The 16,296-nt window shown below is 74.8% G+C and carries 18 protein-coding genes and 1 pseudogene; 9 read left to right on the forward strand and 10 right to left on the reverse strand.

All coding sequences use genetic code 11. The features are described from left to right. Positions 1–137: 137 nt before the first annotated feature. The 3 genes from ACYQ8Q_RS42410 to ACYQ8Q_RS42420 are packed head-to-tail and all read right to left on the reverse strand — an operon-like array spanning position 138 to position 2,196. Complete coding sequence (locus ACYQ8Q_RS42410) at positions 138–878, reverse strand: methyltransferase domain-containing protein (RefSeq protein ID WP_460072462.1); 741 nt, start codon at positions 876–878, stop codon at positions 138–140. After that, entirely contained in the window at positions 875–1,495 is a 621-nt protein-coding gene (locus ACYQ8Q_RS42415; protein WP_460072463.1) for a TIGR04282 family arsenosugar biosynthesis glycosyltransferase, read from the reverse strand. The genes ACYQ8Q_RS42410 and ACYQ8Q_RS42415 overlap by 4 nt, the downstream gene beginning before the upstream one ends. Next, complete coding sequence (locus tag ACYQ8Q_RS42420) at positions 1,492–2,196, reverse strand: glycosyltransferase family 2 protein (protein WP_460072465.1); 705 nt, start codon at positions 2,194–2,196, stop codon at positions 1,492–1,494. The genes ACYQ8Q_RS42415 and ACYQ8Q_RS42420 overlap by 4 nt, the downstream gene beginning before the upstream one ends. Before the next feature lie 114 nt (positions 2,197–2,310). On the opposite strand from ACYQ8Q_RS42420, the gene ACYQ8Q_RS42425 reads away from it, so the two are divergent. Then, a complete protein-coding gene (locus ACYQ8Q_RS42425) occupies positions 2,311–3,018 on the forward strand; it encodes a response regulator transcription factor (RefSeq protein WP_460072467.1) in 708 nt (235 codons plus the stop codon). 2 nt (positions 3,019–3,020) lie between these two features. Then, complete coding sequence (locus ACYQ8Q_RS42430) at positions 3,021–4,133, forward strand: sensor histidine kinase (protein WP_460072469.1); 1,113 nt, start codon at positions 3,021–3,023, stop codon at positions 4,131–4,133. 22 nt (positions 4,134–4,155) lie between these two features. On the opposite strand, the gene ACYQ8Q_RS42435 is transcribed toward ACYQ8Q_RS42430, so the two are convergent. Continuing rightward, complete coding sequence (locus tag ACYQ8Q_RS42435) at positions 4,156–5,157, reverse strand: NAD-dependent epimerase/dehydratase family protein (protein ID WP_460072471.1); 1,002 nt, start codon at positions 5,155–5,157, stop codon at positions 4,156–4,158. Between the two features lie 125 nt (positions 5,158–5,282). Here ACYQ8Q_RS42435 and ACYQ8Q_RS42440 point away from each other — a divergent pair, with 125 nt between their 5' ends. Then, positions 5,283–6,011, forward strand: a complete 729-nt coding sequence (locus ACYQ8Q_RS42440; RefSeq protein WP_460072472.1) for a flavodoxin family protein — start codon at positions 5,283–5,285, stop codon at positions 6,009–6,011. Between the two features lie 23 nt (positions 6,012–6,034). On the opposite strand, the gene ACYQ8Q_RS42445 is transcribed toward ACYQ8Q_RS42440, so the two are convergent. Continuing rightward, the gene (locus ACYQ8Q_RS42445; RefSeq protein ID WP_460072473.1) at positions 6,035–6,547 is read right to left on the reverse strand and encodes an N-acetyltransferase family protein; all 513 of its coding nucleotides are present in this window, start codon (positions 6,545–6,547) and stop codon (positions 6,035–6,037) included. Positions 6,548–6,569: 22 nt separating this feature from the next. On the opposite strand from ACYQ8Q_RS42445, the gene ACYQ8Q_RS42450 reads away from it, so the two are divergent. The 3 genes from ACYQ8Q_RS42450 to ACYQ8Q_RS42460 are packed head-to-tail and all read left to right on the forward strand — an operon-like array spanning position 6,570 to position 8,998. Further along, the gene (locus tag ACYQ8Q_RS42450; RefSeq protein ID WP_460072474.1) at positions 6,570–7,166 is read left to right on the forward strand and encodes a helix-turn-helix domain-containing protein; all 597 of its coding nucleotides are present in this window, start codon (positions 6,570–6,572) and stop codon (positions 7,164–7,166) included. After that, a complete protein-coding gene (locus tag ACYQ8Q_RS42455) occupies positions 7,163–8,395 on the forward strand; it encodes an MFS transporter (RefSeq protein ID WP_460072475.1) in 1,233 nt (410 codons plus the stop codon). Before ACYQ8Q_RS42450 ends, ACYQ8Q_RS42455 begins: the two co-directional genes overlap by 4 nt. A gap of 9 nt (positions 8,396–8,404) precedes the next feature. After that, a complete protein-coding gene (locus ACYQ8Q_RS42460) occupies positions 8,405–8,998 on the forward strand; it encodes a 3'-5' exonuclease (protein ID WP_460072477.1) in 594 nt (197 codons plus the stop codon). Between the two features lie 102 nt (positions 8,999–9,100). Here the strand turns inward: ACYQ8Q_RS42460 and ACYQ8Q_RS42465 are convergent, their stop codons facing one another. Beyond that, entirely contained in the window at positions 9,101–9,760 is a 660-nt protein-coding gene (locus ACYQ8Q_RS42465; protein WP_460072479.1) for a maltokinase N-terminal cap-like domain-containing protein, read from the reverse strand. Between the two features lie 39 nt (positions 9,761–9,799). Further along, a complete protein-coding gene (locus tag ACYQ8Q_RS42470; RefSeq protein WP_460072481.1) occupies positions 9,800–10,765 on the reverse strand; it encodes a DMT family transporter in 966 nt (321 codons plus the stop codon). Positions 10,766–10,795: 30 nt separating this feature from the next. Here ACYQ8Q_RS42470 and ACYQ8Q_RS42475 point away from each other — a divergent pair. The 3 genes and pseudogenes from ACYQ8Q_RS42475 to ACYQ8Q_RS42485 form a co-directional block, all read left to right on the forward strand. After that, positions 10,796–11,095: pseudogene (locus ACYQ8Q_RS42475) on the forward strand (GntR family transcriptional regulator); the annotation flags it as partial. A 252-nt stretch (positions 11,096–11,347) separates the two neighbouring features. Next, entirely contained in the window at positions 11,348–12,724 is a 1,377-nt protein-coding gene (locus ACYQ8Q_RS42480) for an aminotransferase-like domain-containing protein (protein ID WP_460073730.1), read from the forward strand. 78 nt (positions 12,725–12,802) lie between these two features. Continuing rightward, positions 12,803–13,768: a D-2-hydroxyacid dehydrogenase family protein gene (locus ACYQ8Q_RS42485; RefSeq protein WP_460072483.1), complete on the forward strand. Its 966-nt coding sequence runs from the start codon at positions 12,803–12,805 to the stop codon at positions 13,766–13,768. On the opposite strand, the gene ACYQ8Q_RS42490 is transcribed toward ACYQ8Q_RS42485, so the two are convergent. The 3 genes from ACYQ8Q_RS42490 to ACYQ8Q_RS42500 all read right to left on the reverse strand — a co-directional run bounded on the left by ACYQ8Q_RS42490 (position 13,696) and on the right by ACYQ8Q_RS42500 (position 16,167). Further along, complete coding sequence (locus tag ACYQ8Q_RS42490; protein ID WP_460073783.1) at positions 13,696–13,923, reverse strand: hypothetical protein; 228 nt, start codon at positions 13,921–13,923, stop codon at positions 13,696–13,698. The two genes, ACYQ8Q_RS42485 and ACYQ8Q_RS42490, sit on opposite strands and share 73 nt — an antisense overlap. 123 nt (positions 13,924–14,046) lie before the next feature. Continuing rightward, on the reverse strand, positions 14,047–15,264 hold the full coding sequence (locus ACYQ8Q_RS42495) for a GNAT family N-acetyltransferase (RefSeq protein WP_460073732.1): 1,218 nt from the start codon (positions 15,262–15,264) through the stop codon (positions 14,047–14,049). A gap of 342 nt (positions 15,265–15,606) precedes the next feature. Further along, entirely contained in the window at positions 15,607–16,167 is a 561-nt protein-coding gene (locus ACYQ8Q_RS42500; protein WP_460072485.1) for an MFS transporter, read from the reverse strand. Positions 16,168–16,296 lie beyond the last annotated feature (129 nt).

A 16,296-nucleotide genomic window follows, 5' to 3' on the forward strand; every position in this document is an offset into this window, starting at 1 on the left:
CCGCTGTACGCGGCGGCGGACCGGGCGGTCGCGGGACGGCTCGGGGCGCGGACGATGTACGTCCGGGTCCCGGCCGCCCTCTCCGGTCTGCTGCTCCTCGTGTGGTTCCCGCTGATCGCCGGCCGGGTGGACCGGCGCTACCGGTCGGCCACCGGACTGTCGCCGGACGGCTTCCTCGCCCGCTGGCTGCTGATCACCGCCGCCCTCTTCGCCGGCTCGGCCCTGCTGCTGGCGCTGCGGCTGCGCAGGGCGAGGAAGCGGCGCCCCCCGGCCGACCACTGATCCGCCGGCACCCAGCCCCGCGCGCACCGCAGCAGGGCCGGGGTGCCGAGCCGTGCCCAGAGGAAGGGAGCGCCCACGGCGGCGCGGGCGTCGGCGAGACGGACCCGCACGCGTTCGTCGACGTCCACCGGCGCGGTCTCGGCGATCAGCAGCCCGCCGGGCGCGAGCAGGGCGGCCACCCGCGCGAGGAGCGCGGGCGGATCGCCGCCGATGCCCACGTTGCCGTCCATCAGCAGGACCGTGTTCCACCGGCCCTCCGCCGGCAGCGGATCGAAGACCGAGCGGCGCAGCGCCGGGCCGCCGAGACGGGCGGTGCGTTCGACGGCGGCCCGGCTGACGTCGACGCCGAGGACGGTCCGCCCCCGGGCGGCGAGCTCGGCGACCAGCCGTCCCGGTCCGCAGCCGACGTCCAGCACGGAGCCCTCGCACCGGTCCAGTACGTCGCGGTCGACCGCGTCGGCCCGCCCGCACCAGCGTTCGACGTCCAGCGGCAGCAGCCGGCCGTCGGCGCGGCGCAGGAACAACGGGCCGCGCCCGGCGTGCAGCGCGGCGTCGTAGGGGTCGGCGGCGGACCATGGGGGCACGGTGGTGCTCATCGGCGGCTCGCGGCCGGCGCCAGACGGGCCAGTCGCCGTGCGAACCGTCCGTGCGGGGCCAGAGCGGCGACCGCGTGGGCGTCGGCGGCGGTGTCGACGTCCCGCAGACACGGCAGATCGCGCACCCGCAGTCCGGCCGCGACGAGCCGCTCCCGTTGCACGGCCCCGGTCACCGGCGTCGACATGGGCACACCCCGCAGCAGGCGGGGATCGGGCTCGGCGAGCCCCAGCGCCCAGAAGCCGCCGTCCTCGGCCAGCCCGAAGCAGGCGTCACCGTCCGCGAAGTCCACGGTGAGCAGTTCCGGGGTCACCTGCGGGGTGTCCATGCCGATGAGCAGCGCCGGGCCCGCGCAGCGCGCGAACGCCTCCGCCAGCCGCTCGTCGAGACCGCCCGGGCACTGCGGGACGACGTCGAAGCCGGACGGCAGCCAGGCACCGGGGGCGCCGTCGAGGACCAGGACCCGTCGCGACACGGGCGCCGCGGCCACGGCGCGCAGGGTGTCGGCCAGCGCCGCCTCCGCCAGCTGCGCCGCCTCCTCGGGCGTGAACGGCGGGGTCAGCCGGGTCTTCACCCGCCCGGCCCGGGGTTCCTTGGCGATGACGAGCAGGGTGGTCACCGTGCGCCCCCCTCACCCATGGGTGCTTCCTGGAGAACGCGGCTCATGTCCCGTACGGCCTGCCAGGTGCCCCGCCAGGTGCCCGTCACCTTGGAGGCGCCGGTGCGGGGCAGATACGGCACATCGTGCTCGCTGATGCGCCAGCCCGCGTCGGAGGCCCGCACCACCATCTGGAGCGGATACCCGCTGCGCCGGTCGGTCAGGCCGAGGGCGAGCAGCGGCTCCCGGCGGGCCGCCCGCAGCGGACCGAGGTCGTGCAGCCGCAGACCGGTGCGGCGGCGCAGCAGCCGGGCCAGCGCCAGATTGCCCGCACGGGCGTGCGCGGGCCAGGCGGTACGGCCGTGCGGCCGGCGCCGTCCGAGCACCAGGTCGGCGTCGCCCGCGCGGATCTCCTCGACGAAGGGCACGAGCAGCCCGGGATCCAGGGAGGCGTCGCAGTCGCAGAAGCACACGACGGGGGCGCGGGCGGCGCTCAGCCCGGCGTGGCAGGCCGCGCCGAAGCCGCGGCGCGGCTCGTGCACGACGGTCGCGCCGAGGGCGCGGGCGATGTCCGCGGAGCCGTCGGCGGAGCCGTTGTCGACCACGAGGGCCCGCCAGCCGGCGGGGATGCGTGCGAGGACCCAGGGCAGTGCCTGGGCCTCGTCGAGGCAGGGCAGCACGACGTCGACGTCGGGAGGTGGGGAAAGGGTCACGGCTTTCACCCTACGAACGCGAATGCCGCATATCGGTCTTCGGGTCCTTACGAAACGCGGACGGCGCGGCCCCACGGGCCCTCGCGGTCCGCCCGGGCGCGGGGGCGGTGGGAGGCTGGAGGCATGCAGCAGCCAGACAGCACCGCAGGCTCCGCCCGGGTCCTGGTCGTCGACGACGACCCGACGGTCGCGGAGATCGTCGCCGGCTACCTGGACCGGGCCGGTTACGTCGTCGACCGTGCCGACGACGGCCCGACGGCCCTCACCGCGGCCGCCGCGCACCGGCCCGACCTCGTGGTCCTCGACCTGATGCTGCCCGGCATGGACGGCCTGGAGGTGTGCCGCCGCATGCGCGGCCACGGACCCGTGCCGGTCATCATGCTCACGGCGCGCGGCGACGAGGAGGACCGCATCCTCGGCCTGGAGGTCGGCGCCGACGACTACGTCACCAAGCCGTTCAGCCCCCGGGAACTGGTCCTGCGGGTCGAGTCCGTCCTGCGCCGCTCCCGTCCCGGCGCGGGCACCCGTCCCCTGCGCGCGGCCGGCCTCGCCGTCGATCCCGCCGCACGCCGTGCCACCCGTGACGGCACCGAACTCTCCCTGACGCTCCGCGAGTTCGATCTGCTCTCGTTCCTTCTGCGGCACCCCGGGCGGGCCTTCAGCCGGGAGGACCTGATGCGTGAGGTGTGGGGCTGGGACTTCGGCGACCTGTCCACCGTCACCGTCCACGTCCGCAGACTGCGCGGCAAGATCGAGGACGACCCGGCCCGGCCCCGCCTGATCCAGACCGTGTGGGGCGTGGGCTACCGCTTCGCAACGGGCGGTGAGTGACCATGGGGGACACCGTCCTGATCGCCCTCTACGCCTTCGCGGGCGCCGCCGTCACCGGCCTCGCCGGAGCCGCCGTGCTGCGGCCGATCCGCCGCCGTTCGCTGACCGCCTCGCTCGCCGTGGTCGCGGCGGTCGGGGTCGTCGCGATGCTCGCGGGCACGCTCGCCGTCGCCTGGGCGATGTTCCTCTCCGCGCACGACCTGACCGTGGTGACCACGGTCGTCGCCATGGCGGCCGTGGTCTCCCTGGCCACGGCGCTGCTGCTCGGACGCTGGGTCGTCGCCCGCAGCCGCGAACTCGCCGTGGCGGCACGCTCGTTCGGCGACGGCGGGGACTTCGCCCCGCCCGTCGGCCCCACGACCGCCGAACTGGACGGTCTCAGCCGCGAGTTGGCGGCCACCAGTGCGCGGCTCGCCGAATCCCGGGAGCGGGAACGGGCGCTGGAGACCTCGCGGCGTGAACTCGTCGCCTGGATCTCGCACGACCTGCGCACCCCGCTGGCCGGTCTGCGCGCCATGGCGGAGGCCCTGGAGGACGGTGTCGCCGCCGATCCCGACCGCTACCTCCGGCAGATGCGCACCGAGGTCGAACGCCTCGACGGCATGGTCGGCGATCTCTTCGAGCTCTCCCGGATCCACGCGGGAACCCTGCCGCTCGCGCCCACCCGTATGTCGTCGTACGACCTCGTCGGCGACGCGCTCGCGGGAGCGGACCCGCTGGCCCGGGAGCACGGCGTACGGCTGGTCGGAGGCCGTATCGAGCCGGTGCCGGTGGAGGTGGACGGCAAGGAGATGAGCCGGGTGCTGGGCAACCTGCTGGTCAACGCGATCCGCCGGACCCCGGCCGACGGCACGGTCGCGGTCGCCGCGGAGCGTGCCCCGGGCGGCGTGGTGCTGTCGGTGACGGACGGCTGCGGCGGCATCCCCGAGGCGGACCTGCCCCGCGTCTTCGACACCGGCTGGCGCGGCACGCACGCCCGGACGCCCCCGGCCGGGGCGGGCCTGGGCCTCGCCATCGTCCGGGGGATCGTGGAGGCGCACCAGGGCCGGGCCACGGTGTGCAACATCCCCGGGGGCTGCCGCTTCGAGGTGGTGCTGCCCGCCGCAGCTCCATGAACGCGGGCAGCACCACCGGCCCTCATGCCTCCCGCGTCCCGGCCCGCGCGAACTCCGCCATGCCGTCCTCGAAGGCGACCTCCGGCTTCCATCCCAGCTCGGCCCGCAGCCGTGAGGAGTCCGCGGTGATGTGCCGTACGTCCCCGAGCCGGTACTCGCCGGTGACGACCGGGTCGGGCCCACCGCACGCGGCGGCCAGCGCCCGGGCCATCTCCCCGACGGTGTGCGGCTCGCCGCTGCCGGTGTTGTACGCGGTCAACGCCCCGGGTGCGGACCCGGCCTCCAGCGCGACGGCGTTGGCCGCCGCGACGTCACGCACATGGACGAAGTCGCGCCGCTGCCGCCCGTCCTCGAAGACCCGGGGGGCCTCGCCCCGGGCGAGCGCGGAGCGGAAGAAGGAGGCCACACCGGCGTACGGGGTGTCGCGGGGCATCCGGGGTCCGTACACGTTGTGGTAGCGCAGCGACACCGCAGACCCGCCCGTCGACCGGGCCCAGGCGGCGGCCAGGTGCTCCTGAGCGAGCTTGGTCGCGGCGTACACGTTGCGCGGATCGGCCGGGGCGTCCTCGCCGACCAGGCCGGGGGAGAGGGCGTCCCCGCACAGCGGGCAGGCGGGCTCGAACCGGGCGGCGTCGAGGTCGGCGACCGCCCGTGGCCCCGGCCGTACGAGCCCGTGGCCGCGGCACTCGTACCGCCCCTCGCCGTACACCACCATCGACCCCGCCAGGACGAGGTTCCGCACCCCGGCCTCGGCCATGGCGGCGAGCAGCACGGCCGTGCCCAGGTCGTTGCGCGAGACGTACTCCGCCGCGTCGGCGACCCCGTCGCCGAGCCCGACCATCGCCGCCTGATGGCACACCGCGTCGACCCCGGCGAGGGCCCGGGCCACGGCGGCGGGTGCGCGGACGTCGGCACCGGGGTCCCGCCGGACGTCGAACACCACCGGCTCGTGCCCCCGCTCCCGCAGCGCGTCGACGACATGGGACCCGATGAACCCGGCACCGCCGGTGACCAGTACTCGCATACGGCCACGCTAGGACCGCCCGCCCGCGCGGGGCCGTGACCCGCCGGGTACGTCACCACTCCGTAAGACGCGCGGCGGCGCGTCGGACCGGGACAAAGCGGGCGTGGCGCGAGACGCTGCCCACCATGGACGCATCCCCTTCCACGCCCTCGTACCGTTACGACGACCTGACCGCCCTCTACGTCAACTGCACCCTCAAGCCGTCCCCGCAGCGCAGTCACACCCAGGGCCTGATCGACAGGAGCCGGGCCGTCATGGACGCCGCGGGCGTGACCACGGACCTGGTACGGGCCGTGGACCACGACATCGCGACGGGCGTCTACCCGGACATGACCGAACACGGCGCCGCCACCGACGTCTGGCCGGCGCTGTACGAGAAGGTGATGGCCGCCGACATCCTCGTGATCTGCGGTCCGATCTGGCTGGGCGACAACAGCTCGGTCACCAAGCGGGTGATCGAGCGACTCTACGCCTGCTCCTCCCTGCTCAACTCCCAGGGGCAGTACGCCTACTACGGCCGGGTCGGCGGATGTCTGATCACGGGCAACGAGGACGGCGTGAAGCACTGCGCGATGAACGTCCTCTACAGCCTCCAGCACCTCGGCTACACGATCCCCCCGCAGGCGGACGCCGGCTGGATCGGTGCGGCCGGTCCCGGTCCGTCGTACCTCGACCCGGGCTCGGGCGGCCCGGAGAACGACTTCACCAACCGCAACACCTCCTTCATGACCTGGAACCTCATGCACCTCGCCGCCCTGCTCAAACGCTCCGGGGGTGTTCCCGCCCACGGCAACCAGCGCTCGGAGTGGGACGCGGGCTGCCGTCCGGGCGCGGACAACCCCGAACACCGCTGATCCGTCGCGCGGTTCCGAGCGGTTCAGCTCAGCGTCAGCCGCATGAGCGTCAGATCGAGCCGGCGGCCGAACTTGAGGCCGACCTCCCGCAGGGTGCCGGCGTCCTGGAAGCCGAACCGCTCGTGCAGCCGGACGGACGCGGTGTTCCCCGTCTCGATGGCGGCGATCATGACGTGATGGCCGGCCTCGCGCGCCGCGGCGACCAGCGCGTCGAGCAGCGCCGAACCGATGCCGAGTCCGTGCCGGCCCTCGCGGACGTAGACCGAGTCCTCGACGGTCTCGCGGTAGCCGTCGAGCTCCCGCCACGGCCCGTAGACGGCGTACCCGGCGACCTCGCCGTCCACCTCGGCCACGAACGCCGAGCCGCGCTCCCGATGGGCGGCCAGCCAGGCGACCCCCTCGGCGGGGGACTGCGGGGTGTCCGTCCACAGCGCCGTCGACGTCTCGACCGCGTGGTTGCGGATCGCGCGGACCGCCTCGGCGTCGCCCGGCCGGGCCCGCCGGACGGTCACCGCCGTCGCGTTTCTCTCGTCCATGCTTCTCTCGTATATTGGATTCATGTCCAACATAGTAGATCCCCTGGTGCGGCAGATCGCCACCCGCGTCCGCACCGAACGGGAACGCCGCGGCTGGACCCTGGCCCGGCTCGCCGACGCCTCCGGTGTCTCCCAGGCCATGATCAGCAGGATCGAGCGCGGCGAGAGCAGCCCCACCGCCGTCGTCCTCGGCAAGCTGTCGGCCGCGTTCCAGCTCAGCGTCGCCTCCCTGCTCGCCCTCGCCGAAGCCGCGCAGGAGGACACGGGAGAGGGAGTGGGGGCGGGCGTACGCCGGGGCGCCGAGGCACCCGAGTGGCGGGACCCCGGCACCGGCTACCGGAGGCGCCAGATCACCGGCCCGCACTTCCCCGCCGAGGTCGCCGAGATCCGGCTGCCCGCCGGCGCCCATGTGCCGTATCCGGCCGCCGCCTTCGCCTTCGTACGGCAGATCGTGTGGGTCCTCGACGGACATCTGACCTTCCACGACGGCGACACCGTCCATGAGCTCGACGCCGGCGACACCATCGAACTCGGCGAGCCCAGCGAGCGCGCCTTCGCCAACACCACCGACACCGAGTGCCGCTACGCCGTCGTCCTCACCCGCGGCACCCGGCCATGACCCGCCCCCTGCCCCCGGGCGGCACCCTCCTCCTCGCCACCACCGCCGGTACGGCCCTCGCCAACAACTACGCCCTCCAGCCCGCCCTCTCCACGGTCGCCGCCGACCTGGACGTCCCCGCCTCCGTGATCGGCCTCGTCCCGACCGCCGCGCTCGCCGGCTGCATGACCGGCTTCGCCCTCCTGCTCCCGCTCGCCGACCGCCTCGCCCCCCACCGCCTGGTCGCCGCCCACCTCACCACGCTGGCCGCCGCCCTCACCGTCGCCGCGACCGCCTCCGGACCGGCCGTGCTGCTGACCGCCTACCTGCTCATCGGCGCGGCCGCCAGTGTCGCCGCCCAGGCCGGCAGCATCGCCGGCCGGCACGCCCCGCCCGGCCGCCGCGCGCGGGGCGTCGCCACGGTCGCCGCCGGGATGTCGGCGGGCATCCTGCTCAGCCGGCTCGCCGGCGGCGCCCTCACGGACCTGCTCGGCTGGCGGCGCATGCTGCTCGTGTTCGCCGCCCTCGCCCTGCTCTGCGCGCTCGCCGCCGCCACGCTCCTGCCCCGCGAGCGCCCGCACTCCCCGCACGGCTACCGCGCCACCCTCGCCGCGCTCCCTCCGCTGCTGCGCGCGTTCCCGCCCCTGCGCCGCGCCGTGCTCGCCGGCGGACTCTGGTACTTCGCCTTCAACCTCGTCTGGGTCGCCCTCGCGCTCGCCCTGGCCGCACCACCCCACTCCCTGGAACCGACCGCGATCGGCCTGTACAGCCTCACCGGACTGCTCGGCCTCGCCGCCCTCCCGCTCACCGGACGCCTCGCCGACCGCCGCGGCCCGGCCACCGTGATCGGCCTCGGCATGCTCGCCGCCGCGACCGGAACGGCCGTCCTGGCCACCGGCCTGGACACCCCGCCGGCCGTCGCCCTCGGCCTCGCCCTCTTCGACGCCGGCTGCTTCGCCGCCCAGGCCGCCAACACCAGCCGCGTCATCGCCCTCGACCCCCACCGCTCCGGCAGCCTCTCCAGCGTCTACCTCGTGCTGTACTTCACCACCGGCGCCCTCGGCAGCGCCCTCGCCGCGCCCCTGCTCGACACCCTCGGCTGGCGGGGCACCGCCCTCACCGCCTGCGCGGCCCTGTCCCTCGCCGCCCTGCCCGGAACCGCCGCCCCCGCACGGCCGGCTCCTCCTGCCGCGCGGAGCGGCACCGTCGGGGCGGAAATACGGATGCCGGACGGCCCGGCCCCCTCGTAGCCTCGCCCCATGCGCGACGACCGCCCGACCCTCCTGAACGTCATCGACGTCGAAGCCACCTGCTGGGACGGACAACCCCCGCCGGGCTCGGTGAACGAGATCATCGAGATCGGCCTCACGGTCGTCGACCTCCGGGCCCGGCGCAGGCTGTCCCGCCACGGCATCATGGTCCGTCCCACCCGGTCGACCGTCAGCCCCTTCTGCACCGAACTGACCGGTCTGACGCAGGCGGACGTGGCGCACGGCATGACCTTCGCCGAGGCGTGCCGCCTCCTCGTCGAGGAGTACGCGGCGGCGGAGCGGCCCTGGGCGAGCTGGGGCGACTACGACCGCCGGCAGTTCGCCCGCCAGAGCCTGGCCGACCGGGTGGCATACCCCTTCGGGTATCCCGTCGAGCGCGGCCACACCAACGCCAAGGCGGTCTTCACCACCGCCCACGGTCTGCGCAGGAAGCCCGGCATGAGCCAGGCCCTCAGGATCGCCGGGCTGCCCCTCGAAGGGCGCCATCACCGCGGCGAGGACGACGCCTGGAACATCGCGGCACTCGTCCTGGACCTGCTGGACCGCGGGGCCTGGCCGGCCTCCGGTCCGGCGGGCGGTTGACGGCGGACGGGTCGGACTTCCCTGCGGGTGTCACGTGCGGCGCCCGTCGACGCCGTCAGCACGCCCAGCCCGGCGATCCACCGGATGCCCGGCCAGGGAGGGTCACGCCCGGGTGCCGGTGTGCAGGACCGCGAACACGCCGCGGGCCCGGGTCTCGTCCGGGAGCCGCCAGCAGCCGGTGATCCGGCCTACCGCTCCCCGCGCGGCGACGGACGGGCCGTCCGGGGCGGGCTCGAGGACGCGGTGCAGACGCAGGGTCGTGCCGTGCGGCGAGGTGAGCGCGGTGCCCTCCCCGTCGTCGGCGGCGGTGAAGTCCGTGGGGAGGGGGCCCTCACCGGTGCGGGACGCGACGACCTCCCGGTCGGGGGTGTCGCTGACGTTCTGGTCCTGGGCCTGCGCGCGCCCCTCGATCAGGGCCGCCAACTGCCCTACCAGCACGGGGTCGTGGCAGCCGTCGTAGGCCCATCGCCGTCCCAGCACCCCGTGTTCCATCGTGCCGACGAGGGCGTGTTCCGCTCCTTCGAGCGGGGCGCCGCGATAGGTGAGCGGCAGCAGGTAGGCGATCGGAGCAGCGGCCGAGGTGTCCGTGACCACCATGAACTCGATCCCGACCTCGCCCTGCGGATCGTCCAGCCGGAAGCCGCCGGTCTTCGTCAGCCGAGGTTCGCCCGCGCCCCCTCGGTACCAGGGGCGGGAGGGCAGCCAGGCGGTGAGCAGTTCCAGCTTGGTCGGAGCGAGGACGGTGCGATGGATGACGGCCATGCAGGGGTTCTCTTCCTTCGGGCGAGTACGGGTGAACCCTCACACCTTCGCATCGGGGCGGCGCGGCGGCAGCGGAAATTCCGTGGGGCGCCAGCGCCGTTCCCCGGCGGGCACGCGGCGGGGGCGGATGCCGCCGACCAGGCCGAGGATCAGGACGACGATGCCCAGCCATACCGACGGGCTGGGCGTGCCGCCGCCGGAGACCGTGCCGACGACCGCCGCGGCGAGCGGGGCGATGCCGGTGAGCAGTCCGGCCCGGCCGGAACCCACGGCGCGGACCGTCGAGTACCACAGGACGAAGGCGACCGCCGTCACCATCAGCGCGAGATAGCCGACGGCCGCCCACTGGACGCCGGACAACTCCCCGACCGCGGACGGCCCTTCCGTCGCCGCGCCGAGCACCGCCAGCATCACGGCCGCCAGCCACATCGTGTGCACCGACACCCCCCACGGGGAATGCCGCCGCAGCACCGGTACGGCGAGCAGGGTGAACGCGGCCTCGCAGCCCAGCGCCAGCGCCGCCCACGCCACCCCGACGGCATCGGTGCGACCCGTACCCTCCACCAGCACCGCGCCCGCCATCACGACGGGCGCCGCCAGCAGCACCTGACGGCTCGGCCCGCGCCGCTCCAGCACCGGGCCCAGCACCCCGAGGACCAGCGGTACGCACGCGACCGCGACGGCGATCACCGCGGGCTCGGCATGGGCGACGCCCCGCACCACGGCCACGTTGAACAGCACCAGACCGCTCACCGCGATCCCCGCCAGCCACAGCCACTCCCGTCCCCGCGGCCGGAGCAGCCGGGCGCCGGCGACCCGCGCCATGAGCAGGAGGATCGCGGTCGCGGCCGTGTACCGGACGGCCTGGGTGGTGAACAGCGGGGCGTCCACGAGCGTGCGCGAGACGGTGACGCTGCTGCCGACCAGCGTCATCCCGACCATGCCGGGGACGAGCCGGGCCAACGAGGCGGACGAAGGCGTGGAAGGTGCGGAAGGTGTGTCCATGGCGTCCACGGTGCCCGCACAATGGACGCCATGGACAGGTCCAAGAAGTCACCGGTGAAGGGGTCCAAAACGGCGGACGCGTCGGCGGTGGGCGGAGCGGTCGGCTCGGACTTTCTCCAGCTGGACATCGGGCAGGCGCCGCCCGGCGGACGGATCGCCTGGCTCGCGGAGCAGCTGCGGTCCGCCGTCGCCGACGGCCGGCTGCCCGTCGGGGCGCGGCTGCCTGCCAGCCGGGTCCTCGCGGAGGAGCTGCACGTCACCCGGGGCGTGGTCACCGAGGCCTACCGCCGGCTCGCCGAGTCCGGACAGATCGTCGGCCGCGGCCGACTCGGCACGGTGGTCGTGGCGGCCCCCGCCACACCCCGCAGCCCCGCCCAGGGCCCGCCTGGATCTGCCGGGGGTGTGCCCGGCCCCGGCGGGGGCGCGCTCGGCCTCACCGGCGCGTTCGGCCCCGCTGGCGGCGTGCCTGGATCCGTCGGGGGCGTGTCTGGCCCCACTGGCGCGTTCGGCCCCGCCGACGGCGCGTTCGGCCCCGCTGGCGGTGTGCCCGGCCCCGGTGGCGTGCCCGGATCTGCCGGTGGCATGCCTGGCCCCGGCGGCGCGCTCGGCCCCACCGGCGCGTTCGGTCCCGCCGGCGGCGTGCCTGGATCCGTCGGGGGCGTGCCCGGCCCTGGCGGGGGCATGCCCGGTCCCACCGGCGGCGCGCTCGGTCCCGTCGGCGGTTCGACCGGCCCGAGCCGTGGCATGACCGGATCCGCCCCCGCACCCGTGTCGCGCGTCCGGGTGCCGTCCCTGCCCGTTCCCGGGCCCGCGGTCTTCCGCTCGGCAGACCGGGAGGGCGTCGTCGACGCCCTGCGCGCCACGCCCTGCCGTATCGACCTCTCCCCGGGCGTCCCCGACCTCGCCGCCTTCCCCCGCAGCGCCTGGCTGCGGGCGGAGCGAGCCGTCCTGGCGGGGGTCGGCCCGGCCGACTTCGGCTACGGCGACCCCCGGGGCGCCCCCGCCCTGCGCCGGGCGGTCGTCGGCTGGCTGGCCCGCAACCGCGGCATCCGCGCCGACCCGGACGAGGTCGTGGTGGTCGCCGGAGTGGCGCAGGCCCTCGGCCTGCTCGGGCGGCTCCTGTGGGAGGAGGGAATCCGCCGTATCGCCGTCGAGGACCCCGGGTCGCTCGGGGCGCGCCAGCAGCTCGAGTACGGCGGCCACTCCCTGGCGCCCGTCCCCGTGGACGCGGGCGGCCTCGACGTGGGCGCGCTGCGCGCCGACGGCGCCCGGGCGGTGCTGCTGACCCCGGCCCACCAGTTCCCCACCGGTGTCGTCCTCGACGGCGAGCGCCGCCGTGCCCTGCTGGGCTGGGCGGCCGACGGCGGAGTGGTGATCGAGGACGACTACGACGCCGAGCACCGCTACGACCGGCCACCGGTCCCGGCGCTGCGCTCCCTGCTGCCCGAAGGGGTCTGCTACGCGGGCAGCGTCTCCAAACTGCTCGCGCCCGCGCTCCGCGTCGGCTGGCTGCTCGTCCCGCCGGACCGGCTGGACGCGGTCGTGACCGCCAAACGGTACGCCGACCTGGGCAACGGCATCCTCACCCAGCTGGTCCTCGCCCGGCTGATGGACTCGGGCGACCTGGAACGGCATCTGCGCCATGTCCGGCGCCGCCACCGCCGCCGCCGGGACGTGATGCTGCGGGCCGTCGAGGAGCATCTGCCCGGTGCGCGGGTGCACGGGGCCGCCGCCGGGCTGCACCTCATGGTCACCTTCGACGAGGACGGCCCGCGCGACGTCGACCTGGCCGCGGCCGCCCTGGAACGGGGCGTCAAGGCACACCCCCTGTCCTGGCACCGTATCGCTCCCGGCCCGCCCGGCCTGGTCCTCGGCTACGCGGCGGGCTCCGCCCACGAGATCGAGGAGGGCGTCGCCGTACTCGGTACGGCCCTGCGGAGCCTCCCACCGGCCACCTGAGGAACCGTCTGCCCACCACCGTTTGCCCACGACCACCTGGCAACCGGGGTGATCCGGCCTGCCGGGCAGAATGGCCGCATGACCCTTCGCTGCGCCGTGCTCGACGACTACCAGGACGCCGCCCTCACCCGGGCGGACTGGAGCGTCCTCGACGGCAAGGTCGATGTGCGTGTCCTCCACGAGTACATCGCCGACCGTGACGTACTCGCCGCCGAGCTGGCCGACTGCGAGATCGTCGTGATCATGCGGGAGCGCACCCCGTTCGGCGCCGATCTCCTGCGCCGCCTGCCCAGGCTGCGTCTGCTGGTGACAACGGGCCTGCGCAACGCCTCCGTCGACCTCGCCGCGGCGGCGGCACAGGGGGTGACGGTCTGCGGCACGGCGAGCAGCCCGACCCCGCCGGTGGAGCTGACCTGGGCGCTCCTGCTCGGCCTGGCCCGGCACCTCACCACCGAGAACCGGGCCCTGCGCGAGGGCGGCCCCTGGCAGTCCACCGTCGGCCAGGACCTCTCCGGCCGGACCCTGGGCCTGCTCGGCCTCGGCAAGATCGGCACCCGGGTCGCCCGCGTCGCCACCGCCTTCGACATGCGGGTCCTGGCCTGGAGCCAGCACCTCACCGCCGAGCGCGCGGCCGAAGCGGGAGCCCAACTCGCCTCGAGCAAGGAGGACTTGCTGAGCCGCAGCGACTTCGTGTCCCTCCACCTCGTCCTGTCCGACCGCACCCGCGGCCTGCTCGGCGAACCCGAACTGCGCGCCATGCGCCCCCACGCCCACCTCATCAACACCTCCCGCGCCGCCCTCGTCGACCGCACGGCCCTCCTGCGCGCCCTGCGCGAGGGCTGGATCGCCGGAGCGGGCCTCGACGTCTTCGACACCGAACCACTCCCCGCCGACGACCCCCTGCGCACCCTGCCCACCGTCCTCGCCACACCGCACCTGGGATACGTCAGCGAACGGAACTACCGCACCTTCTACACCCAGGCCGTGGAGGACATCGCCGCCTTCCTGGCGGGCAGCCCGGTGCGGCAGCTGACGGCCGGCTGAGTTCTCGTCACGCTCGGATCGTCCGGGCCGGATACGGTCCAGCCGGTGATCTCCGCGACCTTCGGCGCGCCGACCTGGTGGATGAGCCGGCGCGCGTACGGCGCCACCGACTCGAAGTAGCGGCGCTGGGCCTCGGCGTAGATCGTGCCGAACACCAGTGCTCTCGGGCACCGCGGACGCGGACGTACGGGGCGTGGGGGCCGGGCATGGCGAAGGGCTCCGAACAGGTCGTGGGCCGAGCGAGGGGCAAACCCTGACATATTACGTACGGCGGTTGCTCAGAACCAGTGCAGACAGTGCGGCGGACGCTCGGCCCGGAAGAGGGCGTCGGCGAGCGGGGCCGCGTCGGCGTGGTGGGCCCGGATGTGGCCGGCGCGGACGAGTGTGCTCGGGGTGGTGCCGCCGAGGTAGACCGAGCCCAGGTCCCGCACGTCCAGGGAGAGGTCGGGCTCCCGGTCCGTCGGGACGCAGTCGGCCTTGCCGTCCCGGACGGTCAGCAGATGACGGCCGTGCTCGCCGAGGAACGGGTCGTCGACGTCGAGGACGAGCTCGCCGTCCGTGAACCAGCCGCGCGCGGCCAGCGCGCGGGGCACGTCCAGCAGCCGTACCCAGAGCCAGTCCATCGTGCCGCCCACCTGCCCGGCGCGGAAGTCCGCCAGCTGCCAGCACAGGGGATGCCCCGGCGGGACGTGCTTGAACACGACCTGGCCGACCAGGTCGTGTCCGAGGACGAACCGGGCCAGGGCCGTGAACACCGCGTCGTCGCCGGCGATGGTCTCGTCGACCGTCAGGGTGTCGGACTCGCCGATCGCATAGCTGGCGTATCCGTCCGGGACACCGTCGGCGTCCCGGTGGACGGCGATGTAGCGCTGGGCCGGAGAGACCGGGGGCTGCCCCGCGCCCCGGTCCCACCAGCGGTGCGGCCGGGACAGCGCGCCGGGCTGCGCGCGGCGGTAGCGGTCGTAGACCTCCTCCAGGATCGCGCCGCACTCGGCACGCCGCAGCACCTCGATCGTGCCGGTGTCCGGACCGGCCGTCCCGCCCGCCCGGGGCAGGGCGAAGGCGCCCCGGTGGCGCGGCACCGTCAGCTGGTGCGTGTAGGTCGCCGGTCCGTAGCCGAACCTGCCGTAGATGGAGGCCTCGGAGGCCAGCAGCACGGACAGGAACTCCCCGCGGTCCCGCGGCTCGGCGAGCAGATGCCGCATCATCGCCGTGAGCACACCCTGGCGTCGATGCGAGGGCAGGACCCCGACCATGCTCACCCCGCCGACCGGGACGGGGATCGCACCGGGCAGGGTGAGCTCGAAGGAGTACGCTCCGGCCGTCCCGACGGGCCTCCCGTCCGCCGCCGTCGCGAGGACACCGCGGTCCATCTCGACCGCCGACCACCACACGCCCCGGCCCTCGTCCGGCGTCTCCGGAAAGCGTCCGAACGCCGCATGGAGCGTGTCGACGTAGACCCCCAGGTCCTGCTCGCTCGTGGAACGGATCTCCATCGCCGCCGCTGCCTCCCCGTCACTCACACCCGCACCACCCGACGTGGCACCCGCCACCATGCGGCCCCACCCCACAACCAGGTCAAGCGAATTACCCCCGGGGGAGCACGGCCGGCCGAGGCCGATCGGGAGGTCACGCCCACGTCGCCCAGAGCCTGGACCAGCGCCGGCGAACCCGACACCCCGACCTCGGCCGCGACGCGACCGGCCACCTCGCCCTCGGCATCCCCTACTGCCTCGGCGCGCCCCTCGCCAGGCTGTAGACCGAGACCGAGACCGCGCTCCTCGATGCGGGCCCGCGGCCTGCGCGCGCTGCCCGTGTGCTTCTGGCGACGGGCCGGCTCAGGCCTCCACGGACGGGGCCGAACCGGGGAGGGGGCGGCCTGCGGATTTCGTGGTGAACCAGACCGCCACGCCGCCCACGACGGCCGCGGCCATCATGTCGTACGCGGGCATCATCATGTCTCCGGTCGCGCCGATCAGAGCCGTCACCACCAGTGGGGTGGTGCCGCCGAAGAGGGAGACGGAGACGTTGAAGCCGAGCGACAGCGATCCGTAGCGGACGTTCGTCGGGAACAGCGCCGGCAGCGTGGCCGGCATCGCCGCGGTGAAGCAGACCAGCGGCAGGCCCAGCGCGCCCATGCCCAGCGCGATCGCGAGCAGGCCGCCTCGGCCCACCCGGTCGCCGAGCGGCCCGAAGACCATCCCGCCGAGCGGGCGTACCAGGAAGGCCGCGGCGAACGCGCCGAAGATGGAGAGAAGCTGGGCGGTCGGATTTCCGGAAGGGAAGAAGACCTTTCCCGGAGTGACCGCGATATAGCTGTAGACGCCGAAGTCGAACCATTCCATCGCGTTCCCCGGTGCGGCGGCCTTCACGGCGCGTTTCACGAGTGCGGGAGGCAACGGCGCCGCTCACGGGCCGGACGCCCCCTGCCGGGAGCTGCCGCGGCGCAGTGTGTTGTGAGCTGTTTCGCTTCGCGGGAACGTGTCACGCGAACCCGGAACCGTATCCGCGTGACCGAGGCGGAGTGA

Source organism: Streptomyces sp. YKOK-I1 (genome assembly GCF_054660435.1).